This window comes from Streptomyces sp. NPDC007157 (genome assembly GCF_040634235.1).
Lineage (GTDB): Bacteria > Actinomycetota > Actinomycetes > Streptomycetales > Streptomycetaceae > Streptomyces.
Map to the genome: position 1 here is coordinate 69,044 of NZ_JBEYFE010000023.1, position 23,095 is coordinate 92,138.

The 23,095-nt window shown below is 69.3% G+C and carries 17 protein-coding genes and 3 pseudogenes; 5 read left to right on the top strand and 15 right to left on the bottom strand.

Features of this window, described 5'->3' with window-relative positions; translation table 11 throughout:
- Window positions 1–150: 150 nt before the first annotated feature.
- The 6 genes and pseudogenes from ABZ642_RS33820 to ABZ642_RS33845 all read right to left on the bottom strand — a co-directional run.
- Window positions 151–432 (bottom strand): annotated as a pseudogene (locus tag ABZ642_RS33820) (GTP cyclohydrolase); the annotation flags it as partial.
- A gap of 257 nt (window positions 433–689) precedes the next feature.
- Entirely contained in the window at window positions 690–1,307 is a 618-nt protein-coding gene (locus ABZ642_RS33825; RefSeq protein WP_360491008.1) for a malonic semialdehyde reductase, read from the bottom strand.
- A gap of 148 nt (window positions 1,308–1,455) precedes the next feature.
- Window positions 1,456–3,474: an acetoacetate--CoA ligase gene (locus ABZ642_RS33830; RefSeq protein WP_360491236.1), complete on the bottom strand. Its 2,019-nt coding sequence runs from the start codon at window positions 3,472–3,474 to the stop codon at window positions 1,456–1,458.
- Window positions 3,475–3,490: 16 nt separating this feature from the next.
- A complete protein-coding gene (locus ABZ642_RS33835; protein WP_360491011.1) occupies window positions 3,491–5,113 on the bottom strand; it encodes a bifunctional 3-(3-hydroxy-phenyl)propionate/3-hydroxycinnamic acid hydroxylase in 1,623 nt (540 codons plus the stop codon).
- Window positions 5,110–6,048, bottom strand: coding sequence for a fumarylacetoacetate hydrolase family protein (locus ABZ642_RS33840; RefSeq protein ID WP_360491014.1), 939 nt, complete (start codon window positions 6,046–6,048; stop codon window positions 5,110–5,112). Before ABZ642_RS33840 ends, ABZ642_RS33835 begins: the two co-directional genes overlap by 4 nt.
- On the bottom strand, window positions 6,045–7,190 hold the full coding sequence (locus ABZ642_RS33845) for a VOC family protein (protein ID WP_360491017.1): 1,146 nt from the start codon (window positions 7,188–7,190) through the stop codon (window positions 6,045–6,047). Before ABZ642_RS33845 ends, ABZ642_RS33840 begins: the two co-directional genes overlap by 4 nt.
- A gap of 137 nt (window positions 7,191–7,327) precedes the next feature.
- On the opposite strand from ABZ642_RS33845, the gene ABZ642_RS33850 reads away from it, so the two are divergent.
- Window positions 7,328–7,963 (top strand): TetR/AcrR family transcriptional regulator, encoded by a 636-nt coding sequence (locus ABZ642_RS33850; protein ID WP_360491020.1) that lies wholly within the window; start codon window positions 7,328–7,330, stop codon window positions 7,961–7,963.
- Between the two features lie 57 nt (window positions 7,964–8,020).
- Window positions 8,021–10,192: a SpoIIE family protein phosphatase gene (locus ABZ642_RS33855; protein WP_360491023.1), complete on the top strand. Its 2,172-nt coding sequence runs from the start codon at window positions 8,021–8,023 to the stop codon at window positions 10,190–10,192.
- A gap of 312 nt (window positions 10,193–10,504) precedes the next feature.
- On the opposite strand, the gene ABZ642_RS33860 is transcribed toward ABZ642_RS33855, so the two are convergent.
- Together ABZ642_RS33860 and ABZ642_RS33865 are read right to left on the bottom strand one after the other, a co-directional pair.
- The gene (locus ABZ642_RS33860; RefSeq protein ID WP_351704445.1) at window positions 10,505–11,551 is read right to left on the bottom strand and encodes a zinc-binding dehydrogenase; all 1,047 of its coding nucleotides are present in this window, start codon (window positions 11,549–11,551) and stop codon (window positions 10,505–10,507) included.
- Between the two features lie 133 nt (window positions 11,552–11,684).
- On the bottom strand, window positions 11,685–14,906 hold the full coding sequence (locus ABZ642_RS33865; protein ID WP_360491026.1) for a cytochrome P450: 3,222 nt from the start codon (window positions 14,904–14,906) through the stop codon (window positions 11,685–11,687).
- 418 nt (window positions 14,907–15,324) lie between these two features.
- Between ABZ642_RS33865 and ABZ642_RS33870 the strand changes: the two genes are divergently transcribed.
- The gene (locus tag ABZ642_RS33870; protein WP_360491029.1) at window positions 15,325–15,984 is read left to right on the top strand and encodes a TetR/AcrR family transcriptional regulator; all 660 of its coding nucleotides are present in this window, start codon (window positions 15,325–15,327) and stop codon (window positions 15,982–15,984) included.
- Between the two features lie 113 nt (window positions 15,985–16,097).
- On the opposite strand, the gene ABZ642_RS33875 is transcribed toward ABZ642_RS33870, so the two are convergent.
- The 4 genes and pseudogenes from ABZ642_RS33875 to ABZ642_RS33890 form a co-directional block, all read right to left on the bottom strand.
- Entirely contained in the window at window positions 16,098–16,820 is a 723-nt protein-coding gene (locus ABZ642_RS33875; protein WP_360491032.1) for an alpha/beta hydrolase, read from the bottom strand.
- A 52-nt stretch (window positions 16,821–16,872) separates the two neighbouring features.
- Window positions 16,873–17,670, bottom strand: coding sequence for a TetR/AcrR family transcriptional regulator (locus tag ABZ642_RS33880; protein WP_360491035.1), 798 nt, complete (start codon window positions 17,668–17,670; stop codon window positions 16,873–16,875).
- Window positions 17,671–17,761: 91 nt separating this feature from the next.
- A pseudogene (locus ABZ642_RS33885) lies at window positions 17,762–18,246 on the bottom strand (hypothetical protein); the annotation flags it as partial.
- A 115-nt stretch (window positions 18,247–18,361) separates the two neighbouring features.
- The gene (locus tag ABZ642_RS33890; RefSeq protein WP_360491038.1) at window positions 18,362–18,835 is read right to left on the bottom strand and encodes a GNAT family N-acetyltransferase; all 474 of its coding nucleotides are present in this window, start codon (window positions 18,833–18,835) and stop codon (window positions 18,362–18,364) included.
- 51 nt (window positions 18,836–18,886) lie between these two features.
- Between ABZ642_RS33890 and ABZ642_RS33895 the strand changes: the two are divergent.
- Window positions 18,887–19,798 (top strand): annotated as a pseudogene (locus ABZ642_RS33895) (transposase family protein); the annotation flags it as partial.
- Window positions 19,799–19,922: 124 nt separating this feature from the next.
- Here the strand turns inward: ABZ642_RS33895 and ABZ642_RS33900 are convergent.
- Window positions 19,923–21,269, bottom strand: a complete 1,347-nt coding sequence (locus tag ABZ642_RS33900; RefSeq protein ID WP_360491041.1) for an MFS transporter — start codon at window positions 21,267–21,269, stop codon at window positions 19,923–19,925.
- A 35-nt stretch (window positions 21,270–21,304) separates the two neighbouring features.
- Complete coding sequence (locus ABZ642_RS33905; RefSeq protein ID WP_360491044.1) at window positions 21,305–22,159, bottom strand: NAD(P)H-binding protein; 855 nt, start codon at window positions 22,157–22,159, stop codon at window positions 21,305–21,307.
- An 87-nt stretch (window positions 22,160–22,246) separates the two neighbouring features.
- Here ABZ642_RS33905 and ABZ642_RS33910 point away from each other — a divergent pair, with 87 nt between their 5' ends.
- Window positions 22,247–22,669 carry a helix-turn-helix domain-containing protein gene (locus tag ABZ642_RS33910; protein ID WP_067378418.1) on the top strand — a complete coding sequence of 141 codons (423 nt, stop codon included), beginning with the start codon at window positions 22,247–22,249 and terminating at the stop codon, window positions 22,667–22,669.
- 26 nt (window positions 22,670–22,695) lie between these two features.
- Here the strand turns inward: ABZ642_RS33910 and ABZ642_RS33915 are convergent, their stop codons facing one another.
- Window positions 22,696–23,025 (bottom strand): NIPSNAP family protein, encoded by a 330-nt coding sequence (locus ABZ642_RS33915; RefSeq protein WP_360491047.1) that lies wholly within the window; start codon window positions 23,023–23,025, stop codon window positions 22,696–22,698.
- Window positions 23,026–23,095: the final 70 nt, after the last annotated feature.

Below are 23,095 nucleotides of genomic sequence, written 5' to 3' on the forward strand. Positions count from 1 at the left end.
GAGTGGTCGGGAAGAAGATGTCGCTGCGGCCATTGACGGTAGACCGTGGCCCCGCCGTCACCGATCCATGCCGGTCGGTCAGCGCGGACTTGGGCCGTTTCCCGCTGCTGGGGAGTCGCCGGCCCTTCCTTTCTGCCGCATCGTGGACCGTCAGCCCGACGTCAGTTCCGTCAGCGGCAGCGTGTGCTGGGTGCGGACTACCTTGGTCCGGAGGTAACGGACGTTGTGGGCCAGCCGTCGTGAAGACCGCCGTGGGAACGTGGTGGGCACCGTGAGACCCAGGCTGCGCAGCTGGGCCGCCTTGTCCGGGTTGTTGGTCAGTAGGTCCAGCTCAAAGATGCCCAGGGCGGTGACCATCTGCGCGGCGGCGGTGTAGTCGCGGGCGTCCTCGGGAAGCCCGAGGGCCGCGTTGGCCTCGTAGGTGTCGAGGCCGTGCACGTCGCCGTGACGACCGCCGATGGTAGGGAGGCGGACGCTGGGCTCCGGATCGGTGACTTCTGACCGTACCCGGGAGGCAGGCAGGAGGAGCCCAACGGCACCCTCCTGCCTGCACCTGTCGGCATTCCGGCCGGCGCCGAGCAACAGGGCGACCGACAGCGGGCGATGCATGAGAAATGGGCGCCGGTGCTCAGCGGAGCACCGGCGCCCACGGCATGGCGCCTCTCACCCACCAGGCGGCCGCAGTGCCGTCAGGCCCAGGCGACGGCGTCCTCGGCGGGCACGCGGGGCAGCCGCGGGAACCACGGGTCGGCACCGGGGTGACCGATGTTGACCACCAGTTGCGAGCGCCAGCTGGTACCGGCGAAGAACTCCTCGTCCACGCCGGCCTTGTCGAAGCCCGCCATGGGACCGGCCGCGAAGCCCGACGCGCGGACCGCGAGCAGGAAGACTCCGGTCTGCAGTGCCGAGTTGTAGGCCGCGATGCTCTGGCGCGCGTCGGTCTGGTCGGCGAACGCCGCTCGCAGCAGGTCGCCGCGGGCCGGGAAGACGGTCGGCATCTGCTCGTGGAAGTCAAGGTCGTACGCCAGGATCGCGACGGCTGGCGCGGTGAGCGTCTTGGCCCTGTTGCCCTCGTCGAGATGCCGGACGAGTCGCTCCTTGCCCTCGCGGGTGCGTACGAAAAGCGCGCGCAGAGGCTGGCCGTTGGCGGCGCTCGGCGACCAGCGGGCGAGTTCCCAGATCATGGCCAGTTCGTCGTCGGCGACGGCCACCTCGGCGAAGGTGTTCGCGGTGCGGGCCTCGGTGAACAACACTTTTCGTCCGGCGTCGTCGAGGACGTCGAGGGCCTGCGGTTCGCGGTCGGTCATGCTCATCATTTCTCTCTTGCTTCGGTTGTGTGTGGTGCCGGGGCGGGCTGACCGCCCCGGCACCACCCCCTGGGGACGGGGTCTGCGGAGCCGGGCAGGGCACATGGACCCGGTGCTGTCACGTGGGCCCGGGGTCCCCTGGCCGACGTCATGTGTCGTGTGCTGACCGCTTGTTCCGCTCCGCGCCCAAGCGGGCGAAGTAGGCGATCAGATCGGGATTGTCGACGGCCTCGGGATTCAGGACTTGCTCGGCGGGGGCACCCTGGAGCAGGCGTTTGACGGGAACCTCGAGCTTCTTGCCGGTCTTCGTGTGCGGGAGGGCCCGTACGGCGAGGATCTCGTCGGGGACGTGGCGGGGAGAGGCTCCGGTGCGGATCGCGTCGCGGATCCGGTCGCGCAGGGAGTTGTCCAGATCGACCCCGTCGGCGAGGACCACGAAGAGCGGCATCCAGTAGCCGCCGTCGGGTTCCTCCGCGCCGATGACGAGAGCCTCGGTGATCTCGGGGAGGCGTTCGACGACGTCGTGGATGTCGGCGCTGCCCAGGCGCACGCCGTTGCGGTTGAGGGTGGCGTCGGAGCGGCCGTGGACGATCACCGAGCCGTGCGAGGTCAGTGTGATCCAGTCGCCGTGCCGCCACACACCGGGATAGGCACCGAAATAGGCGTCGCGGTAGCGGCTGCCGTCGGGGTCGTTCCAGAAGTACAGCGGCATGGACGGCATGGGCCGGGTGACGACCAGTTCGCCGACCTGGTCGAGGACAGGGGTGCCCTTCGCGTCGTAGGCGGCCAGGGCCACGCCGAGGCTGGGGGCGGACAGCTCCCCCGCCCAGACGGGGGTCGTGGAGGCGCTGCCGGCGAAGCCCGAGACGATGTCCGTGCCGCCGCTGGTGGAGGCCAGCTGGACGCCGGCGCCCACGTGGTCGCGGACCCACGGGTAGGCGGAGGCGGGCAGAGCGGAGCCGGTACAGCCGACGACGCGGACGGCCGACAGGTCGTACACAGAGGGTTCGATGCCCAGCTTGGCCATGGTCAGCAGGTACTGGGGGCTGGTGCCGAAGACGGTGACTCTGTGGCGGGCGGCCAGCTCCCACAGGACTTCCGGACGCTCCTGTGGCACCGGGCTGCCGTCGTAGGTGCAGGTGGCCGCACCGGTCAGCAGGGTGGAGACGGCCAGGTTCCACATCATCCAGTGGGTGGTGGTGTACCACAGCAGGCGATCCCCGGTGCCCAGATCGGTGTGCAGGCCGAGCATCTTGAGGTGTTCGAGCAGGACCCCGCCATGCCCGTGGACGATGCCCTTGGGCAGTCCGGTGGTGCCGGAGGAGAAGACGACCCACAGGGGGTGGTCGAACGGCACCGGGGCAATGGTGAGGTACTCGACACGGCTGACCGCGTCCTCCCAGGGAACCCTCAGCCCCGAGTCCCCGCCCTCGGGCCACTCAAGGCCCACGTGGTCCACGAGCACCGTGGCCTTCAGGGTCGGCAGGGCGGCGGCGAGTTCGAGCGAGGCGGCGCGGCGGTCGTGGGTCGTGCCGTTGAAGAGGTAGCCGTCAGCGGTGATGAGCACCGTGGGTTCGAGCTGGGCGAAGCGGTCGGCGGCCGCCTTGGGTGCGTAGTCCTGGCCGCACACCGACCACACCGCGCCCAGGCTTGCGGTGGCGAGGAAGGCGATGACGGCGTGAGGGGTGTTGGGCAGGTAGCCCACCACCCGGTCGCCCTGTCCGACGCCCAGGTCGCGCAGGCCGGCAGCGACGGAGGCGACCTGGGCGCGCAACTCCCGGCCGGTGATCTCGTAGCCGGCTCCGGTCTCGTCCATGGCGGTGATCGCGGGAGCGTCCGGCTGCAGGTTGCGCAGTGCGTGATGGGCGTAGTTGAGGGTGGCGCCGGGGAACCAGCGGGCGCCGGGCATGGTCTCCTCGTCCAGCACCCGCTCGTACGGGGTGGTCGCGTCGATGTCGAAGTGCTCCCACACCGCGGCCCAGAACCCTTCGAGGTCGGTGACGGACCACTGGTGCAGGGCTCGGTAGTCCGTGGGGTCCTGGATTCCTTCGGCGCCCCGGTGCCGGGCCGCCCATCGGGCGAAGTCCGCGATGCGGCTGCGGGCGGCCGACTTCGGGTCGGGAGTGAAGAAGGGTTCCGTATACGGCTCGGGGTGCGGGGTGGTCATGGTGTGGTGCTCCTCGTCAGGCTGGCCGGGCATCGGCGGTACGGCGGGCCGTGTGCAGCAGGGGGGCCCAGGCGACGGTGTCCGTGAAGTCGCCGGCGCCGGCCGGGACGGTGTCCATCACGACGCGGTCGGGGCGCAGCAGGACGGCGTCGGCACGGCCGCGGGCCAGCCAGCCGGCCAGGGTGCCGTCGTCGCCCAGGTCGTCGACGCGGATCGTCGGGGCGCCCAGCGCCGTGGCCACGACCGTCATCTGTGCTGTGGGTGGCACAGCGGTCAGGACGGCGAAGGAGTCTCCGAGGACGTCATCGAGACGCACTCGCCTGCCGTCGTACCGCACCCAGGGCTGCGGGCAGAAGGTGCCGGCCATCACGCGGCCGGTCAGTCTGGGCCGGCGCCGTACGAGTGGACCTGCGGTCAGGGCGGGACTGAGGTCACGGCTCACCGCCGCGGTCACACCGGGGATGCGACAGGCCGTACCCACGAGCGCCCGACGGAACGCCGCACCGCGGTCCTGGCCGCCGGTCATGGCCCAGCCGACGGCGACCGCCACGCGGATCACATGGCGGGCGTGCGGCTTGCGTTCACGTTCGTAGGTGTCCAGCAGCCCCTCGTTTGCACCCCGTTGGAGCACCCGGGCGAGCTTCCAGGTGAGGTTCTGGGCATCGCGCAGGCCCGCGCACAGACCCTGCCCCACGAAGGGCGGGGTGAGATGGGCGGCGTCGCCCAGCAGAAAGACACGCCCCCTGGACCACCGGTCGGCGAGACGGGCCCGGAAGGTGTACTGCGCCTGCCGTATCACCTCGAAGTCACCGCCCTGCGAGGCGTCGGACGGCAGGTCCACCCAGGGGGCGACCAGCTCGCGCAGGCGATCCCATCCGTCCGGTCCGTCCAGGTTCTGGTCGTCGGCCAGCCGGAACTCCCAGCGGTAACGGTCCTCGCTGACGCGCATGAAGGTGGCCGGCCGGGTGGGCGAGCAGATCTGCTCGGCGCCTTCCCAGGTGCGCACAGGGCGACTGGTGCGCACGTCGATGACCCGCCAGCTCTCCTCGAAGTGCAGGTCCTCCCACACGGCGCCGATGGCGTCACGGGTGAGACTGCCCGCACCGTCGCAGCCGAGTACGGCATCGGCCCACAGGTGCTCCTCCTCGTCGCTGCCGTCGCGACGGAAAGTGACCCGGACGGAACCCGTCGGATCGTTCGGTCCATCGGTGTCACGTGCGACGGACTGGGTGAGGGACACGACCTCCACCCCACTCCACAGCTCGCACTCAGGGCGACGCGCCAAGGCGTCACGCAGCAGGCGTTCCAGCTCGGGCTGGTCGAACATGCTGGTCTGGGGGAAGCCGTGGTGTCCGTGGGTGGACCGCGGGAATTCGGCGATCACCCGGCGCCCGGCGTCCAGCAGCCGCAGTCCGGGCGCCGGTCGCGCGAGGGCGGCGAACTCCTCGTGTACCCCGGCGCTCTGCAGGATCCGGCGGATCTCGTCGTCCACGACGACGGCGCGCGGCAACGGGTAGATGTCCCGGTGCCGTTCCAGTACGACGCTGGGCACTCCGTGCCGGGCGAGCAGCAGGGCGGCCGTGACCCCGACGGGTCCCGCGCCGATGATCACCACCGGCTTCCGGGATGCTGCCTTCATGGTGCGTCCGTAACGGGGGTCCGCTGCTCGCCGAGGTCGATCCGTCCGTCCGCGGTGGCGATCGTTGCGGTGATGAGGTCACCGTTGCGCAGGTACTTGGGATTCTTGGCCTGGCCCTTGAAGAACGCCTTCCACTTCAGTGCGGGCGGCAACAGCGCAGCGATCTTCTCGGCGGCCTTGGGCGGGGCCTTCAGGGCCGTGCCGCCGGGAGTGCCGGTCAGCAGCAGGTCGCCCGGGTCGAGGGTCTGGAAGCGGGCGAGCAGGGTGAGCGCCTGTGCGGGCCGCACGATCATGTCGGCCAGCGTGCGGTCCTGGCGTGACACGCCGTTGACCGACAGCCGCAGCCGCAGGTTCAGCAGATGGGTGAAGTCCTCGGGCTCCAGCAGGGCCAGGTACGGACCCGTCGGTGTGAAGGTCGGATAGGACTTGCTCTCGTAGAACTGGGTCTTGGTCAGCTGGACGTCGCGGGCGCTGACGTCGTTGGTCAGGACCAGGCCGGCGACGTAGCGCGGCAGGTCCTGCTCCTCGACGACGGTGCCCACGGGCAGGGTCGCGCCCATGACGAGGCCGAGTTCCACCTCGTAGTCGAGGAACTTCACGTGCGCGGGACGGATGATCGTGTCGTGGGGGCCGCTGACCGAGCCGGACGCCTTGCGGAAGAAGGTGGGCGGGATGTCGCCGGTGAAGCCCGAATCCTTGGCGTGACTGCGGTAGTTGACCATCTGGGCGACCACCCGGCACGGGGTGGTGACCGGCGGCAGCGCCACCAGGTCGGCGACGGGCGTGCCACTCTCGGCGGAGGCGGCGGCCTCGCGGACCGCGTCCCGGTCGGCGAGCAGTTCGGCGGTGGTGACGGCCTTGGTCTGGATGCGGACGGCGCGTTCGTCCCGGACGACCCACCAGCCGTCGGTGGTACGCAGAACGTTGGTGCTCATGAGCTCATCGCTTTCATCAGGCCCAGCAGGCGTGCGGGGTCGAGTTCGTTGTCGCCACGCAGGGCCGTCATGACCTCGCGCAGCTTGGCGGGGGAAGGGGTGGCGCCCAGGAAGTCGCGGGTGACCGGCGGACCCCACTGGGCCAGGCCGCTCGCCGACATCGGTGCCCAGCCGGGCTCCAGGTCGCAGGAGAAGAGGTCGCCGTCGGCGAAGTGCTCCAGCATGAAGTGGTCGGGGTCGCGCCAGTAGTCGAACAGCTGGCTGCCCTGGATGTGCCGGCCGATGCCCCAGCTGCGTCGGTAGCCGCGCTCGGCCAGGTACTCCCCGCCGGCGGCGATCGCGTCGAGGTCGGTGACCTGGTAGGCCGAGTGGACGTAGCCGGTTCCGGGCCCGAGGTGCAGGGCCAGCGTGTGGTGATCGACGGCCACGCTCCCCTGGTCGCACCGGATGAACGTCATCGTCGGCCCGCGCCCGCGCTGCCCGTCCAGGAACAGGAAGTCGGACACGATCATCCCGAGGGTGTCCAGGTACCAGTCCAGGGTGCGGGCGAACACCCGTGTTTCCAGCACCACATGGCCCAGCCGCTGGATACGGGACGGCTCGCGGGGCGGGCGCTGGGTGGCGTTCGTACGACGGTGGTCGGTACCGAAGTTGAGGATCAGCGGCTCCTGCTCGGGCAGCGCGGGCAGCTGCTCGGCGCAGTGCACCACCCGCACCGGCAGGCCCGAGGGATCGAGCAGGGCGACCGACTGCCCACCGCCCGGTACGCCGATGTCCCGGACCGTACTGCCGGTGGCTCGGGCCAGCCGGTCCAGGTCGGCCCGCTCGGCCGCGCGGAACGCCGGTCCGATGAACCGGGACGCCCGCCCCCGCCGGATGACCATGCACGGTGAGCCCGCGAAAGTGCCGCGCAGCCACAGCTCCCCCTCGGTGCGGGCGGCGATCGCGAACCCGAAGTCACGGGCGAAGACCTCGGCCCGGTCCAGATCCGGCTTCTCGAACTCGAGCCAGGCCAGATCCGCCACCTTGATCAAGGGATTCCGGGAGCGTCCGGGGTGCTCGCCACGCAGGGCGCCCTGCTCACTGTGGAGGTCCTGGTGGGGCGTCTGGGGAACGGCCTTGTTAACGGGGGTGTGGGACATGGTGTCCTCCAAGCAACACTGCTGTAATGAGGAAATCATCAACTTTGCCGTTCCTCACCGTCAATAGGCTGGACCCAAATAATTGATAATCTCATCAGTAATGGCAGACTCATCGCGGCGGTTGTTACACTCGCGGTATGCCGACGTCAGCCCCGCCCAAGAACCGCTTCGAGCGACGCCGAGCCGAGACCCGTCAGGCGCTCGTCCGCGCGGCCCGGCAGATCCTCGCCGAGACCGGTGACACCAGCGCGAGCATCCAGGCCATCGCCGAGCGCGCGGACGTCGGATTCGGCTCCTTCTACAACCACTTCGAGTCCAAGACGGAGCTCTTCGACGCCGCGGTGACAGACGCCCTGGACGAGTTCGGGCAGGTCATAGACGAGCGCGTAGAAGGAATCGACGACCCGGCCGAGCTCGTCGCCGCGGGCTTCCGGCTCACCGCCCGTATGGCCGACTCCCACCCTGAACTCATGCGGATCCTGCGGGACCGCGGTCTGGCCTACATCCACTCCGACCGCGGACTCGCCCCGCGAGCCCTGCGCGACCTGGAGAACGGCATCGCCTCGGGCCGCTTCACCTGCCGCAACGCGACAACCGCCCTGTCCGCCCTGGGCGGCACCCTGATGTCCCTCGTGGCACTGCGGCTGGCCCGTCCCGATCTCGACGGGGACGAGACCGCCTCCGACCTGGCCGAGATGGTCCTGCGCATGCTCGGCGTCCCTCCGGACGACGCACACCAGGTCACCCGGCGGCCGCTGCCCGGACACCGCTGAGCCAGAGGCAGCCGGCTGAGGCCTCGCCGTCCATCAGGGCGGCGTAACGTCGTGGGTGTGGACTTCTCCGCGGACAGTCTCCTGTCCCGTGCCGCGCATGAACTCAGCCCGCGAGCGGACGAGCTGATCCACGACGTGAAGCAATGCCTGCGGCGCGAGGTCCCCGAACTGTGGGACGAACCGGACATCGCACAGATGACGGCGGAGAACGTCACCGAGCACGTCGTCGCCCTGCTCTTCGGCATCGAGCACCACACCGAGCCAAGGCGGATCAGTCCGCCGGCCGCCGACGCGGAGCGCGCGCGTCGGCTGGCTCAGCGCGGGAAGCCGGTCACAGCGATGCTGCGCGCCTTCCGGCTCGCACAGGGCCTCGCCCTCGACCGGCTGCTCGAAGAGCTGTCACGGCTCACCAGCGATGCCGAACCGATCAGCGCGGCGACACGCAAGCTGATCACACTGGCGACCGAGTACATGGACCGCACATCGGAGACGGGCGTCCTGGCCTTCCAGGAAGAACGGGATCGCCAGGTGCAGTGGCGGCTGTCAGTCGTGAACGAGGCGAGCGTACGCGTCGGAACGACCCTGGACATCGCCCGCACCGCCCAGGAGTTGGCGGACCTGGCCACCGACTGCTTCGCCGACGCCGTCACCGTCGACCTCCTCGAGACGTCTTCCGGCGACGAGCCCCCGGCGACGGACACACCCCTGGTCCGCCGGATCGCCCAGCAGTCGGTGACGGACGGTTGCCCAGAGACGGACTGCCTGGAGGCGATCTACGGGGAGGCGCCGGTTCCACCGCAGCGGTTCCACAGGTATACGGACGGAGCACCACCCGCTCGCGCCCTGGTGACCGGCCGGCCCTCCCGGCATCGCCTCGGCGCGTCCGCATCCATGCTGGTGGTACCGCTGTGCGCCCGCGGCACCACCCTGGGTGTCGCTCAGTTCTTCCGTCACCGCAAGCCCGACGCGTACGGGGACGAGGACCTGCTCCTGGCCCAGGAGATCGCGGCCAGGGCGGCGGTGGCCATCGACAACGCCCGCCGGTACACGCATGCGCGCGCCACCGCTCTCACTCTCCAGCGCAGTCTGCTCCCGCGCAGTACACCCGTGCAGTCCGCCGTGGAGGTCGCCTCCCGCTACCTGCCGGCTGCAGCCCAACTCGGCGTGGGCGGCGACTGGTACGACGTCATCCCGCTGTCCGGTGCCCGGGTCGCACTCGTGGTGGGCGACGTGGTCGGCCACGGCATCCACGCCGCCGCCACCATGGGCCGGCTGCGGACCGCCGTTCGCACCCTGGCCGACATCGACCTGCCGCCCGACGAACTCCTCACCCACCTGGACGACGTCGTCATCCGCCTGTCCGCCGAAGTCTCTGCCCAGACGGACACCGAATCCGTGGGGGACATCGGAGCCACCTGCCTGTATGCCGTGTACGATCCCGTCTCCAGCCGGTGCATCCTCGCCCGCGCGGGTCACGTGCTGCCTGCCGTGGTGAACGGGAACGGTACCGTCGACTTTCTCGACCTGCCGCCGGGCCCGCCGCTCGGCCTGGGCGGTCTGCCGTTCGAAGCGGCAGAGATCGACCTGCCCGAAGGCAGCCTCCTCGCCCTCTACACCGACGGCCTGATCGAAGCCCGCGACCACGACATCGAGACGGGCCTCACCCTGCTCCGCCAAGCCCTCGCCCAACCCGCTACCTCCCTCGAGTCCGCCTGCGACACCGTCCTTGAAACCCTGCTGCCGGCTCGCCCGGACGACGACGTCGCCTTGCTCCTGGCCCGCACCCACGCCCTCGGGAGCCGCCAGGTCGCCAGCTGGGACGTGGCGGCCGACCCCGCCGCCGTCTCGCGAGCCAGGGCGAACGTCTCCCAGCAGCTGACCACCTGGGGGCTGGACGAACTCGACTTCACCACCGAACTGGTCGTCAGCGAACTCGTCACCAACGCCATCCGCTACGGCCGACCCCCCATCCTGCTACGTCTCATCCACGACCGCACCCTTCTCTGCGAGGTCTCCGACGGCAGCAGCACCACCCCTCACCAGCGCCGCGCCCGGGGCTACGACGAGGGCGGCCGCGGCCTGCTTCTGGTCTCCCAAGTCACCGAGCACTGGGGCACACGTCACGCCCGGCACGGCAAGACGGTCTGGGCGGAGTGCGCCCTGGACGCGCCGGAGCTCTTCTCGGCCCCGGCAGCGCTGGACGTGGAGGGTCTTCCCCGGGTCGTATGAGCACCAACTCACCCGGCCCGCCAAGACGATCGCGAGGTTGCTGGGCTTCGACTGGCCGACACGCGGCACCTGTCGGCGTACACCTGAACGCGGTCAAGGAGGCCTCGCGTTCCATTCCCACTGCGGCGGCCAGTGCATGGTTGCGTCCCGCGCGGAGACATCGCCGGGCTCGCCCTGCCCGGCTTCACCTGCCCAGGAGTCCGGGTGCGCCAGACTCGGACACCGGCAAACAGTGGGCGCCGGTACTCCCTCTAGCACCGGCGCCCACTCACCCCTGCCCGGGGTGGTCTTGATCTACTTTCTGTTCAGTTGTCAGGGGACGAGGATGAGGCGGATCGGGTCGCCGATCTTGTTCTCCAGCCGGTTGACCGCGTCGGCAGCCTCGGCGAGCGGGATGTGGTCGGTGATGGACGGGGCCAGGTCGAGACGACCGACCTCGGCCAGCCGGACCAGCTCGGTGACGGACTCGGGAGTGCCGCCGTAGTGGCCGCGCACCTGCTTGCCCAGATAGTTGAAGGTCAGGCCCTCGCTGATGGTGATCGGCCTGGGGCTGATACCGACCAGGATGAGCACTCCGTTCAGGCCGAGCACGGTGGCTGCCTGCTCACGGACCGCCGGCACGCCGGCGCAGTCGAAGGCGAAGTCCAGACCCCGCCCGCCGGTGGCCGCGCGGACCTGGTCAGCGAAGTCGGAGGCGGCCGGGTCCAGGGCGAAATCCGCACCGAAGGCCAGGGCCCGCTCCCGAGCTCCGGGCAGCGGGTCGACGGCGATGATCGGCGCTGCGCCCGCCAGGCGGGCGACGCGGACGTTGTGGGCGCCGACACCGCCCACACCCCAGATTCCGACGGACTGTGCGGGGCGCACCCCCGCGGTGGCGACGACGGCAGCGTAGGGGGTCGAGACCGCGTCGGGGATGATCGCGGCCTGGTCGAAGGGAAGGTTGTCGGGGATGGGGATGAGGGTGTCCTCGCGGGCGACGGTGTACTGGGCCCAGCCGCCGTCGTAATCGATACCGGCGGTGAGCATCTGGGTGCAGGGGCGGCGGCGTACGCAGCCGGCGCACTGGCCGCAGGTCTTGCCGGCCTCCAGGGTGACGCGGGTACCGACGGTCAGGCCGCGCTTGAGGTCGGGGCCGAGAGTGTGGATCACACCGGCCATCTCGTGGCCCACGGTGACCGTGTCGGAGGTGGCGAACAACGGGACGAGGGAGCCGTCGAGGAGGTGGACGTCCGAGAGACAGACGCCTGCGGCCTTGACCTCGATGAGGACCTCGCCCGGGCCGGGCACGGGGACGGGGACCTCTTCCACGGCGAACTTCTTGCTGTCCAGGTGGAAGCGTCCGGCGAGCATGGTGTCCATGGTGCTCTGCTTTCTGTGAGCGGCATTCCCGGCGGTTCGGGCCGACGGGTGCCGTGGGGTGCATCGCGGGTGAGTGGTGGCCGGGGGCGTGCGGGGCGGCAGATGCGCCACGCGCCCCCGGCGTCTGAAGGGGTCAGGCGAAGACGTCCTGCTGGTAGCGTTCGTCCGCTTCCAGTTGGGCGAGCCACTGCTGGGCGGCTTCGTCGTCGCTGCCGGTGTGCTTGCGGTAGATGGCGGCGAGCGCCTCACGCACGGCGGGTGCCATGCGGCGGCCGTCGCCGCAGACGTAGATGTACGCGCCGTCCTGAATGGCCTGCCACACGGTGTCGGCGGCGCCTGCGATGGCGTCCTGGACGAACCGGGCCGGGTGTCCGGTCACCGCGGAGAAGGCGGTGTGGACCCGGGCGATGCCGGACAGCGCCCACATCTCCATCTCGTCCCGGTAGAAGTAGTCGTGCTCAGGGTGACGGCAGCCGACGAAGACCTGCGACAGGCCGATCTGCGTGCCGTTCGCGTGCTGCCAGGCACGCTCCTCCAGGAAGCCGCGGAGCGGCGCGATGCCGGTGCCGGGGCCGATGAGGATCAGCGGCGTGGCGGGATCGATCGGCGGGGCGAAGGTCGGGGAGGGCACGCGCACGTAGCCGTAGAAGACGTCCCCGGGATTGAGGCCCGCGATGTAGGAGGAGCAGGTGCCGCGGTACCGGCCGTCGCCGGACAGGGCCGGCCCTTCCAGCAGACCGACGGTCAGCCGCACGTGCCGGGGATTGGCCAGCGGGGCGGAGGAGATGGAGTAGAACCGCGGACGGATCGGGCCCGTCATCTCCAGGAAGACCCCCAGCGGCAGTTCGACCGCCGGGAAGCGCTCCAGCAGGTTGAGCACGGAGACGCGCTTGCCCAGTACCTCGGCCTGGTAGCGCTCCTCGGCCTCGGCGGTGTCGGCGGTGTAGGCCTCCAGCTGCGGCCGGGTCCACGGACAGTCGGTGTGCTGGGCCAGCGTCTGTATCTGCGAGCGGGTGGCCACGTCCTGCAGCTCCACGAACTCGGTGAACAGCAGGCCCGCTGTGACGGGAGTGCCCACCGGGAGGTGCGTGCGGCCGCCCGCGGGCTGGTCCAGACGCAGGACCTGGTCGCGGTCGACGCCGAGCCGCGCGAGGACCCGGGCGACCAGCTGCGGCTCGTTCTTGGCGAACACGGCCAGGTGGTTGCCGGTGTCGTAGGTGACACCGTCGGGGAGTTCGATGGTGATGGACTTCGCGGCCGGGCGCGGCGGCTCGATGCTGAAGTCCCACAGCCCGGTCGCGTCGCTGACCAGTTCCTCGTTGGCCACGACCGTGAGGGGGTAGGCCTGCTCGGAGACGATCGCGGGGCGCACCTCGGCCTCGGTGAGCAGCTGGACCTCGAAGCGCGGCCCGGTGGTTTCGGAGGTGTCGGCGGCGTACTCCTCGGCCAGGGTGGTCCACAGGGTTGCCATCCAGCGGGTGGCCATGCCGTCGAAGTCACCGGCGGCGTCCGCGATGCCGCGCTCGATGACGCGGGTGGCGCCGGCGGCCAGCAGGCCTGCCTCGATCCGCTTGGGGAAGCCCTGGTAGGTGGCCACCCACTGGGTGTTGCCGGCCCCCAGCAGCGCGAACCGCACGTTGGACAGCGAGCCCTCCGGGAGTCCGGCGGCGAGCAGGTCGTCGAAGCGCTGCGCGTTGTCCGGGGCCTTGCCGTTGTAGCTGGAGGCCACGACGACGAGCAGGCCCTCGGTGGGCAGGTTGTCACCCAGCTCGTCCAGACCGACCAGGGTGGTGCCGAATCCGGAGCGCTCACCGCGGTCGGCGATGGTGCGCGCCAGGTCCTCGCACGAGCCCAGGCTGGAGCCGTAGGCGACGGTCAGGTTCACTCCGACACCGCTGACCGCGGCCTGCACCCCCGTGTCGTCGGCCTGCAGGTCCACTGCGCCGAACACGGCCCGCTCGTGCTCCTGACGGGCCCGCACGGTCAGTTCGAAGCCGCCGGGCTTGCGCGTCAGCGCCTCCTTGACGTCCATCTTGTAGTCGTCGGGGTCGGCGAACTTGAACTTCTGCAGCACCAGCGCGAGGGCCAGACGGGCCTCGGTGAGCGCGAACTGCCGGCCGATGCAGGCACGCACGCCGTTGCCGAACGGCTTGTAGGCGTGCGGGTGGTGGTTGACCCGGTTCTCCGGCAGCCACCGGTTGATGTCGAACTCCTCCGGCCGCTCCCACGCCTTGGGGTGGGTGTGCAACGGACCTTCGAGGATGTTGACCCGTGCTCCCTTCTTCAGCCCGTAGCAGCCGCCGATGACGGTGTCCTCCAGCGGGGACTTGCCGATCATCGGGATGGGAGCCCACAGGCGCAGGGTCTCCTCCAGGATCCGCGGGATCACGTCCATCTGCATGATCGTGTCGTAGTCCGGGACCGTGTCGCCCGGCAGCAGCCGGTCCACCTCGGCGTAGGCCTGGGCCAGGATGTGCGGGTTGCGCATCAGCGAGTACGTGGCGAACGACAGCAGGCCGCTGGTGGTCTCGTGACCGGCGATCAGGAACGTCAGCACCTGGTCACGGACGTTGTCGTCCTCCAGCCCCTTGCCGGTCTCCGGGTCCGTGGCCTCCAGCATCAGGCCCAGCAGGTCGTCCTCACCGGTGCCCTTCCCGTCATGGCGCTCCTTGATCACGTTCTCGACCAGGTCCCGCATCAGCCGGATGTTCTCGCGGTACTTCCTGTCGTCGGCCTTGCGCATCTTGGTCATCATCGGCAGCTCCTGCGAGCGCCGCAGCGACTCGACCAGCGCCTGCAGCAGCGCGTTGAGGAAGGGGTGCAGATCCTCCTTCGCGAAGGAGTCGAACCGGTAACCGAACCCCGTCAGGGCGATGGTGTCCAGGGTCAGCCGGGTGTAGTCGTCGGTGATGTTGACCGGCCGGCCCTCCTTGCGCTCCCACTTGCCCACCAGGTTCTGGGCGATCTCCAGCATCTGCCCGAAGTAGCCCTTCATCGCCCGCTGGCTGAAGGCCGGGAGGAGGACTCGGTGCGCCATGCCCCATTCCTCTTCGTGCTGGTGGGCCGTGAACAGGGCGGCTCCCGCGTAGTCCCGGACATGGGCCAGCGGCGTCTTGTCGATCTGCTTGAAGAACCGCGTCTCGTCGCAGACCTCGGCCACCAGGTCCGGGTCCCAGACGAAGACCTGCTCGATACCGGCGATCTCCATGCCGTAGAGCCCCTCGGGGAACTGCTTGGACAGCCTGCCGAAGTACTCCACCGGGTTGGTGCTGGGGATCTGCGGCGTGTGGCCGAAGAGCGGCACCCCCCGCGGAGACCGGATGGGCCGCAGGTCGGTCTCGGGCTGTGTGGTCATGGCTGGCTCCTTCAAGGGGAAAGGCGGGCAGGGCGCCATTCGGTGTCGCGGGGCGCCGATACGGCAGCACCCGGTTTCCATACGCCGTATGTCTTCAGTAGTACCATACGACGTATGGAACTACAATCGGCAGGCCAGGGTCGGGAAGCGGGAATGTCCGACTCGTCAGGGGCGGCGCCACTCGCGCAGCGGGGTCGCATCAGGTCCAGGCGCTTCCTGGTGGCGAGGCCTCCATGCCGCGCCCGCTCGCCCGGCGCCAGTCCGCGAGATCGGGCAAGGCGGGTGCGCCAGAGCGCCGTGGCGACCCCGTCGCCCACCAAGGCCACCCAGTCCGGGACCGGCCGCGAAGCCGGAGGGGCAGGGGGCTGAAAACGATGCCACTGCCCCCGCATCGGCAAAGCCTGGTACCATACACCGTATGGCAACTGAACGGAAGCCCCCTCGGGGCACGAGAAAGAGGGACGTACCGCTCACCAAGGACGGCATCCACGCCATGGCATTGCAGCTCATCGATGCCGACGGGGTCGAGGCGCTCACCATGCGCAAACTCGCGACCGCGCTCGATGCGAACCCCATGTCGCTGTACCACCACGTGCCGAACAAGGACGCCGTGCTGCGCGGCGTGGCCCACCGGGTCGGTTCGCAGTTCAGCGCGGAGGACCGGGGAGACATCCCCTGGCAGGACCGACTGCGTGAACTGGCCCGGGACTTCCGTGAACTGTCGCACCGTCACCCGAAACTGATGGGGTATTCCTTCACGCGCCCCGACTACGTGCAGCCGGAGGACCCCTTCTGGCAGGCACTGATCGACATCCTGGCCACCGCGAAACTGCCCGAGGAGGAGATTCCGCGCGTCGCCGCGACCCTGGTCGGTGTGTTCACAGGTTTGCTGCTCAGCGAACTGAACGGGGCGCTGCAGCGGTGGGCCACTCTGCCACCGGCACCGTCGTCGGGCCCCGACGAGGAAGAAGCGCCCCCGCCCTCCAAAGACGTGATCGACACCATGTTCGACTCCACGCTGGACGCCGCGGTCGCCGGAGTGGAGAACCATGTCGCACGAGCCCGCGAGAGGGTGTGACGGAAGCGAGACGGCTCCGGTGGGGCGGTGCGCGGTCCGGCGGCGGCTCGCCCCTCGGTGTCAGCGGCACCGAGGCCGGGCCCCAGTTGGCGAACCCGAGGGCGGCGACTTCGCTATGCAGTCCAGTGCGCCTCCAAGGCCGCAGCGACCTCGGCCGGCTTCTGGACTACCGTCCAGTGGTTGCAGTCCAGCTCGACGACGCGCGACGCCCGCACGGCTCCGCCGAGCTTTCCGGCGAACTCGACCGGACAGGCGGGGTCGAGCGTGCCCCAGAAGACCATGCACGGCGCAGACACGTTCGCCAGTTCCGGCTCCCACTGCCCACCCACCGTCTCGGCGGAACGGTACAGCTTGAGGATGCTGTCCCTCATGGTCCCGTCCACGCGCAGAACCATGTCCCCGGCCACCTCAGCCGGAACATCGAAGTGCTCCATCAGATCCTTGGCGAAGGACGCCGGTTGGAGTTCGTCCATGAACCGGTTGCCCTCGACCGGGTCCTGCCAGATCTTGGCCAGCGGATGCCAGACGTAGTCGGCACTGACCGGAGCGCTACTGCCGGCCCACGTACGAAGGAGGTCGGGTCGCAGGGAAGCGACGCGTGCGGTGAGGATGCAGCCCCAGTCATGGCCGACCAGGTCCACCGGCTCGCCCACCCGCTCCAGCCGTTCGATGAGCCAAACGACGTACTCCTCCTTGGTGGAGCCGAAGCCGCGCGGCCGGGGCGTGCCGAAGCCGGGCAGATCCCAGGCCTCGACGTCGCTCCGGATCAGGTGTCGGCGCACGCCGTCCCACACACGGTGGGTGTCGGGGACGCCGTGGATCAGAATGGCAGGCATGACTGAACTCCCTTGTCACTGAACAAAAACAGCAAGCATTGGCTTTTGGTCGTCACTGCTCTTTCAGGTCGAAGCCGTCCGCCATGTCCGTGACGGGACTCCCTGGGGACACTCCTCCGCCGCGTGCGGCCGATGGTCGGAGTTGACGGGGGATACGTCCGGAGGCACGCCGGGAGTTCTGCGGGGGCTGGCCGTCGCGCTCACCGGCGTGATCGGCCGTGAGCCGACTTTCCATGCCGCTGATGATGGTGTCCAGCACCAGGCGGAACATCCGGTCCTCGCCCAAGCCCTCGTTCGTCGGCCCGTCCTCGCCAGAGGCGGGCGTGGCGGGCTGGAGGTTCGACCACCGGTCGAGCGCGCCGTTGAGCTCGGCGATCATCACGCCGATGACGACGGCGCACACGAGGGCGGCGAGCTGCGGGATATCCGACTGCGGAACCCCTGCGGCGTCCAGCACGGCGATGAGCGCGACCCAGAAGGGATCTTCGGGCTGGATGAAGTCCGGCTGGCTGAACGAGTAGGCCATGAGGTTGGGATGGCGGTGTGCCAACGCCCGGAAATCCGTGGCAAGCAGGCGCATGCGCTCCTGCCAGGGGGCGTCCTCCAGTGTCACGGTGCGGAACCGGGCGCCGACCATTCTCGCCACGCCACGCACCAATGCCTCCTTGTTCGGCACGTGGTGGTACAGCGACATCGGGTTCGCGTCCAGCGCGGCGGCGAGTTTGCGCATCGTGAGCGCCTCGACCCCGTCCGCGTCGATGAGCCGCAGGGCGGAGGCGCAGATCCCTGCCTCGGTCAGAGGCACATCCCTCTTCCGAGTACCTCTGGGGGTACGCTTCGCTCTTTCCATACGATGTATGTTACCAAGCTGTAGGTCAGCGGGAGGGACTTGCCGCCCGTGGTGGCGGTCACTCCTGTGGCCCTATGTACGGGCACCCGGGCTTGTGCAGGAATGCGACCGCAGTGGTGGCCTTCTCGTCGGATGGTGCCTCGGTGTAAGCGGGGCGCGAATAGCCATCGACAGCCGAGTGAAGGTGAACATAGCCGCCGCGTTCGCTCTTCTTCTTGCGTCGCGCGACTTCACGGGCGTGAACGCTATTCTTTCCAGCGGGCTCGCCGGCCACCGCCGTCCGGGATCCAGCCCACCTTCTTCACGTCGATGTGGACCATGTGGCCGGGTCGTCGGGCGGTGATTGTTTGCTGCTTACGGTTGGATTCACCGTTGGGGTCGATGAACCGGCGCCGGTTCGGTCCGAGTACGACGAGGTGCCGCGACACCGTGCGGCGGCTGATGACTAAGCCCTCCGTCTGGAGTTCGCATGTGATCCTGGCACCCGACCACTTGTAAATTCGGCGTAGCTCCTCGATAGCGTTCCACGAAGCGCCTTCTTCCCTCCGGCGACAGCGGCGCGTTCTTGTGCAGCACGGTTCCTCTTGGGTGGTGGTCAAGCGCGTTCGGGCAGGTTGTCGGGAGTGTCATGGGCCGAGATTGCACATGGCGCTTACGGCCTGGGGAGCGATTACAGGTGACGGCTGGTTGGTCAGGGCCGCGAGACGTTGAGCGGCAGATCTCGGTGGAAGACGGCCATTGCCCGGCCGGGGCCGTTGTAGTCATCGACGATCTTCGTGTCGAAGCCGAGGCTGCGATGGAAGGCGATGGAGCCGGTGTTCTCGATTGACGTGATCGCCTTCAACTGCCGTGCACCGTGACGTTCCGCTGCTTCAGCGAACGCCGTGTACAGACGACGCCCGAGGCCGGTGCCACGGGCGTCGTCCCGCGTGGCGATCAGATGCACGTACCCGGTGCCGTCCGGGGTGACGAACCCGAAGATGTACCCGCGGATTCCGTCCTCGGCCCGGGCAGCCAAACAGGTGGAACCGAACTCCTGCACCAGGGCCAGAAGGTGCAGCGACCGAAGGTCGCGTTCGCCCCAGTAACGGGGGTGATCAGTCAGGACCTGGTGGAAGTCGGCCACCCCGGCCGGTGCGATGTGTATCCCCATGACGACGATCATGGCAGGCGCCTTGGCCGTTACAGGCGAAGGTCCGCACAGGTTGGGCAAGTTGTGACGCAAGCCTGGGCCCGTGCGGCCTGTTCCTACCCTGCCCTATCCGGGGTCTCCCGCGCACATTTCGGCGAGTTACTCGAAGAACTCGCCCCCAAGTGGCAGGCCGCCCGTGAGTCGGCCTTGCGTGAGCGGCGGGGCGGGGACCGCAGGCGGGCTGTTGGCGCCGGGCCCAAGCAACACCTGGTCTTCGTCGACCGGCTCCTGGTCACGCTGGTGCACCTGCGGCTGGGGCTGCCGCACGCCGCTCCGGCACAGCTGTATGGCGTGGACCGCTCCACCGTCTCCGCAGCGGTCCGAGAGGTCCGCCCGCTGCTGGCGGCCCGCGGCTTCGCCGTCCCTGACCGGCCCGGGCTGCGGCTGCGCACGCTGGAGGACGTATTCGCCTACGCCGGGGCAGAAGGCGTGGGCCTGCGGATCGACGGGACCGAGGTGCAGGTCCGCCGCCCGCACGCGGGTCGCCACGGCCGCAAGGCGTTCGTTTCCGGCAGGAAGAAGCAGAACACGGTCAAGACCACCACCTTCAGCGACGCGGAGGGCCGCACCCTGTTCAGTGGGGTGGTCCGGCCCGGCCTGATGCACGACCAGACGGCCGTACGCACCGAGGGCATCGCTGAACAGTTCCGCTGGCATCCGAAGGTCAGGGCGGAGGTCGATGAGGGCTACCGGGGCCTGGCCAACGAGTTCCCCGCTCAGGTCAGTGCCCCGCCGAAGAAACCCAAGGACGACGCGCCGCTGGGCGAGCGCCATGCCTGGCGTGAGCAACGGCGCCGCCAGTCCTCCCGGCGGATCTGCGTGGAGCACACCAACGCCGAATACAAGCAGTGGCGGCCCACGCAGCGGTTCACCGGCCGCCGCGAAACCTACGCCGAGACCCACCAGGCCATCGCCGGACTGGTCTCCGACCGATCCGCCCGGCGGGCGACCCGCCGCAAGCCGGGCACCGAACTGGACTCGCCCGCCAGGCCACCTGCTGATCACCCACCAGCCGACCCGCCAGGCCAACACGCCCCGAACTCAATCGCCCCCAAAGTCGTTAGGCATTCAGGCTGCCTGTGGGTGCGGCAACGGTGGCCGGTCGTGTAAGCGCGGTCAGTAGCAGGGCGACCGCGGAGGCGGCTGCGCCGACGACCACGCAGGTGATGAACCCCTCTCTGAGGTTGTGCGTGGGCCCGAGGAGCGGGCCGAAGGCGGCGACGCCAATGGCTGCACCGATCTGGCGGGAGGTATTGAAGACTGCGGACGCGGCCCCGTGCAGGGCGGGTTCGACGGCGGCGATGGACTGCGAGGTCATGGTGGGCACGAGCAGTCCCGAGCTGAACCCGGCGGGAACAAGGGCAAGCACCAGTAGCCAGAGCGCGGATGAGGTGCTGGCCCACGCCACCGCGAGGAACGTGGTGGTCAGGACGGCCTGGCCGATGCCCAGGACAGCGGTACGTCCGATCCGTCGCGCGAGTGGGGCGGCGCAGATGCTGCCGATCGAGATGAGGCCGGTCAGAGGCAGGAACAGCAAACCGCTGACGAGCGCGCTGAGCCCGCGGCCTTGCTGGAGCATCAGGCTCATCGCGAACAGCAGCCCGTAGAAGGCGAAGTTGAACAATGCGCCTTGTGAGGCTGTGGCGACGAACCTGCGGTCGGAGTAGACGCCTGGCGGCAGGAGAGGTGTCCGGGTGGACCGTTCGACCCAGACGAAGCCGACGAGCCCGGTGACCGTCAGCGCGGCGGCGGTGATGGCTGCGGGGCTCAGCCAGCCCTGCGCGGGGGCTTGGATGAGAGCGAGGACCAGCCCGCCGATCAGTACGGTCGCACAGCCCATGCCGACGATGTCGAGGCGCCGACCTCCGCGCGCGGTGGTGGGCATCGAGCGGATGCTCCAGAGGGCGGCGGGGATCCCGATGACCACGTTGACGGCGAACACGGCACGCCAGTTCGCGAGCGCGACGAGCGCCCCGCCCAGCAGCGGTCCGGCGGCCATTCCGACGCCCCCGGCGGCGGCCCACCAGCCGACGAGTCGGTTCCGCGCTTGTTCATCGGTGGCGGATGCCGTGGCCAGGACGAGCGCGCTCGGCAGCAATAGAGCGGAGCCCGCGCCCTGGACCAACCGGGCGAAGTTGAGCACCAGCATCGAGGTGGCGGACGCGCAGACTACAGAGGACGCGGTGAAGACCAGCAGGCCGGCCACGAAGGCCCGCTTCGCGCCGAGGGTGTCCGTGATCGCGCCGGCACCCAGCATCACCGCGGCGAAGGAGAGGGTGTAGGCGTTGACCGCCCATTCGAGCTCGGCGCGGGAGGCATGCAGGTGCGAGGCGAGTTGGGCGAGGGTGAGGTTCACGATCGTGCCGTCGACGAAGACCATGAAGGCCGCGATCAGCGCGAGCACCACGACACCCCGACGGTGTTCGATGGTCGTGGAGGCACTCATGTCTTTGCAGACCGCGCGCTACCCGCCGTTACCTGGCTGCGCCCCGGTCTCGCGGCAGAGGCGGCTGCGACAGCCGTAGCCAGTGGGTCGCCAACTGGGCGTCCGAGTATGTCAGCGAGGTCGGGGGTGGTGCCGTCCAGGAAGCCGTGCCGGATGCCGGTCGCGATCGAGGCGAGCATGGGCGGCTGGAACGGCAGCAAGTCCGGCATCTCGTTGAGGAGCCTGCGCCGGTACTCGCCCAGGCCGATGGTCCGGTGCGGGACTCCGAGCCGGTCGGCTACGTCTGCTGTCGTGATCGGCGTGCCGGTCAGATCGTAGGTGTGCCCGCTGTGTTGGGCCGGATCTGCTGCGACGATCGCCGCGGCTTCGGCGAGGTCCGCGCGGGCGACCGCGGCCAGGGCGCCGTCGCCGAATGCGGACTCCACTCCGTCATCGGCCCACATCAGCAGAGCGCCGAAGAGTTCGGCATACAAGCCGTTGCGCAGGATCGTCCACGGCAGGCCGCAAGCGCGCACGCGCCGTTCGGTCGCACGGTGCGCCAGTGCGAAACCGAGGTGGTCGCCGGCGCCGGTCAGGCTCGTATAGATGACATGTCGGACGCCGTCTCGGGCTGCCGCGTCCAAGACGGCCGCGTGCCGCCCGACGACCTGGTCGTCCTCGGCGTAGCCGGCGGAGATCAAGGCCAAGGTCGATACACCGGCTAGGTCAATGCCGGAGTGGTCGTCGAAATCCAGCCGGCGCATCCCGTCACTCGGGGTGCGGCTGCCGCCTGTCGCGATCGCACCGCGGGCATGCAGCGCCGCCAGAGTGGCCGAGCCGAGGTTCCCGTTCGCTCCGGTCACCAAGATCATGTCAGTCCCAGTCTTCCCTTGTGGTTCTCTTCGGTAACTAGGCTTGATCCTGATCCGCCCAGATACCGGCCACAAGGAGGCAGTTCGATGTCACCCGCGCACACCGAGGTAACCGCCCAGCCCGCCGACCTCGATCCCTGCGGGCACGAAGACCACCCGGACTGCGGGATCCGCGATGTCCTGGACCGCATCGGCGACAAGTGGTCGGTACTCGTGATCGTCGAACTCGCCGGCGGGCCGCGTCGCTTCCGGGAGCTGCAACGCGCCATCGACGGCATCTCCCAGCGCATGCTCACCCTCACCGTGCGCAGGCTGGAACGCGACGGACTCGTCCACCGCACCGTGTACCCGACCGTCCCGGCTCAGGTCGACTACCGCCTGACTGAGACCGGGGCCAGCCTGACGCACCTGGTCAAAGCACTCGCCGACTGGTCTCTCACGCATCGCGCCGTCATTGCTGAGGCACGGCACCAGTACGACCAGACCCACCCCGACCACGACATCCGGTAGCGGGGACCGCTGTTGACCTCACTCCGTCACCGCAAAGGCGAGTCGGCGGTGGGCGTCAGCAGGGACTCGGCTACGCCGACGATCTGACTGATGTCGAAGCCCTCCATGTCCGCACGGAATTCGGGGCTGGAGAGATACGCCTCCAACCGCTCCTGAACATCGTCGGCGTCCCGGTAGGAAACGAGGGCGTACAGATGGGGCGCCTCACTCCCGGCGGCCGCAGGCACCGTCCAGACGCCATGCGTATCGATCCTGTGCTTGGCCATACCGGGAATGTGCTTGGCCCAGATGTTCTCGTAGGCGACGAGCGCCTCAGGGCCGCGCAGTGTGTAGACACGAAGCTGGTACTGGGACATGAATACTTGTTCCTTCTCTTCTGCCGCCGGGACAAAGATCCCCAGCGGCACGATGGTTGGGAGGCTTCTC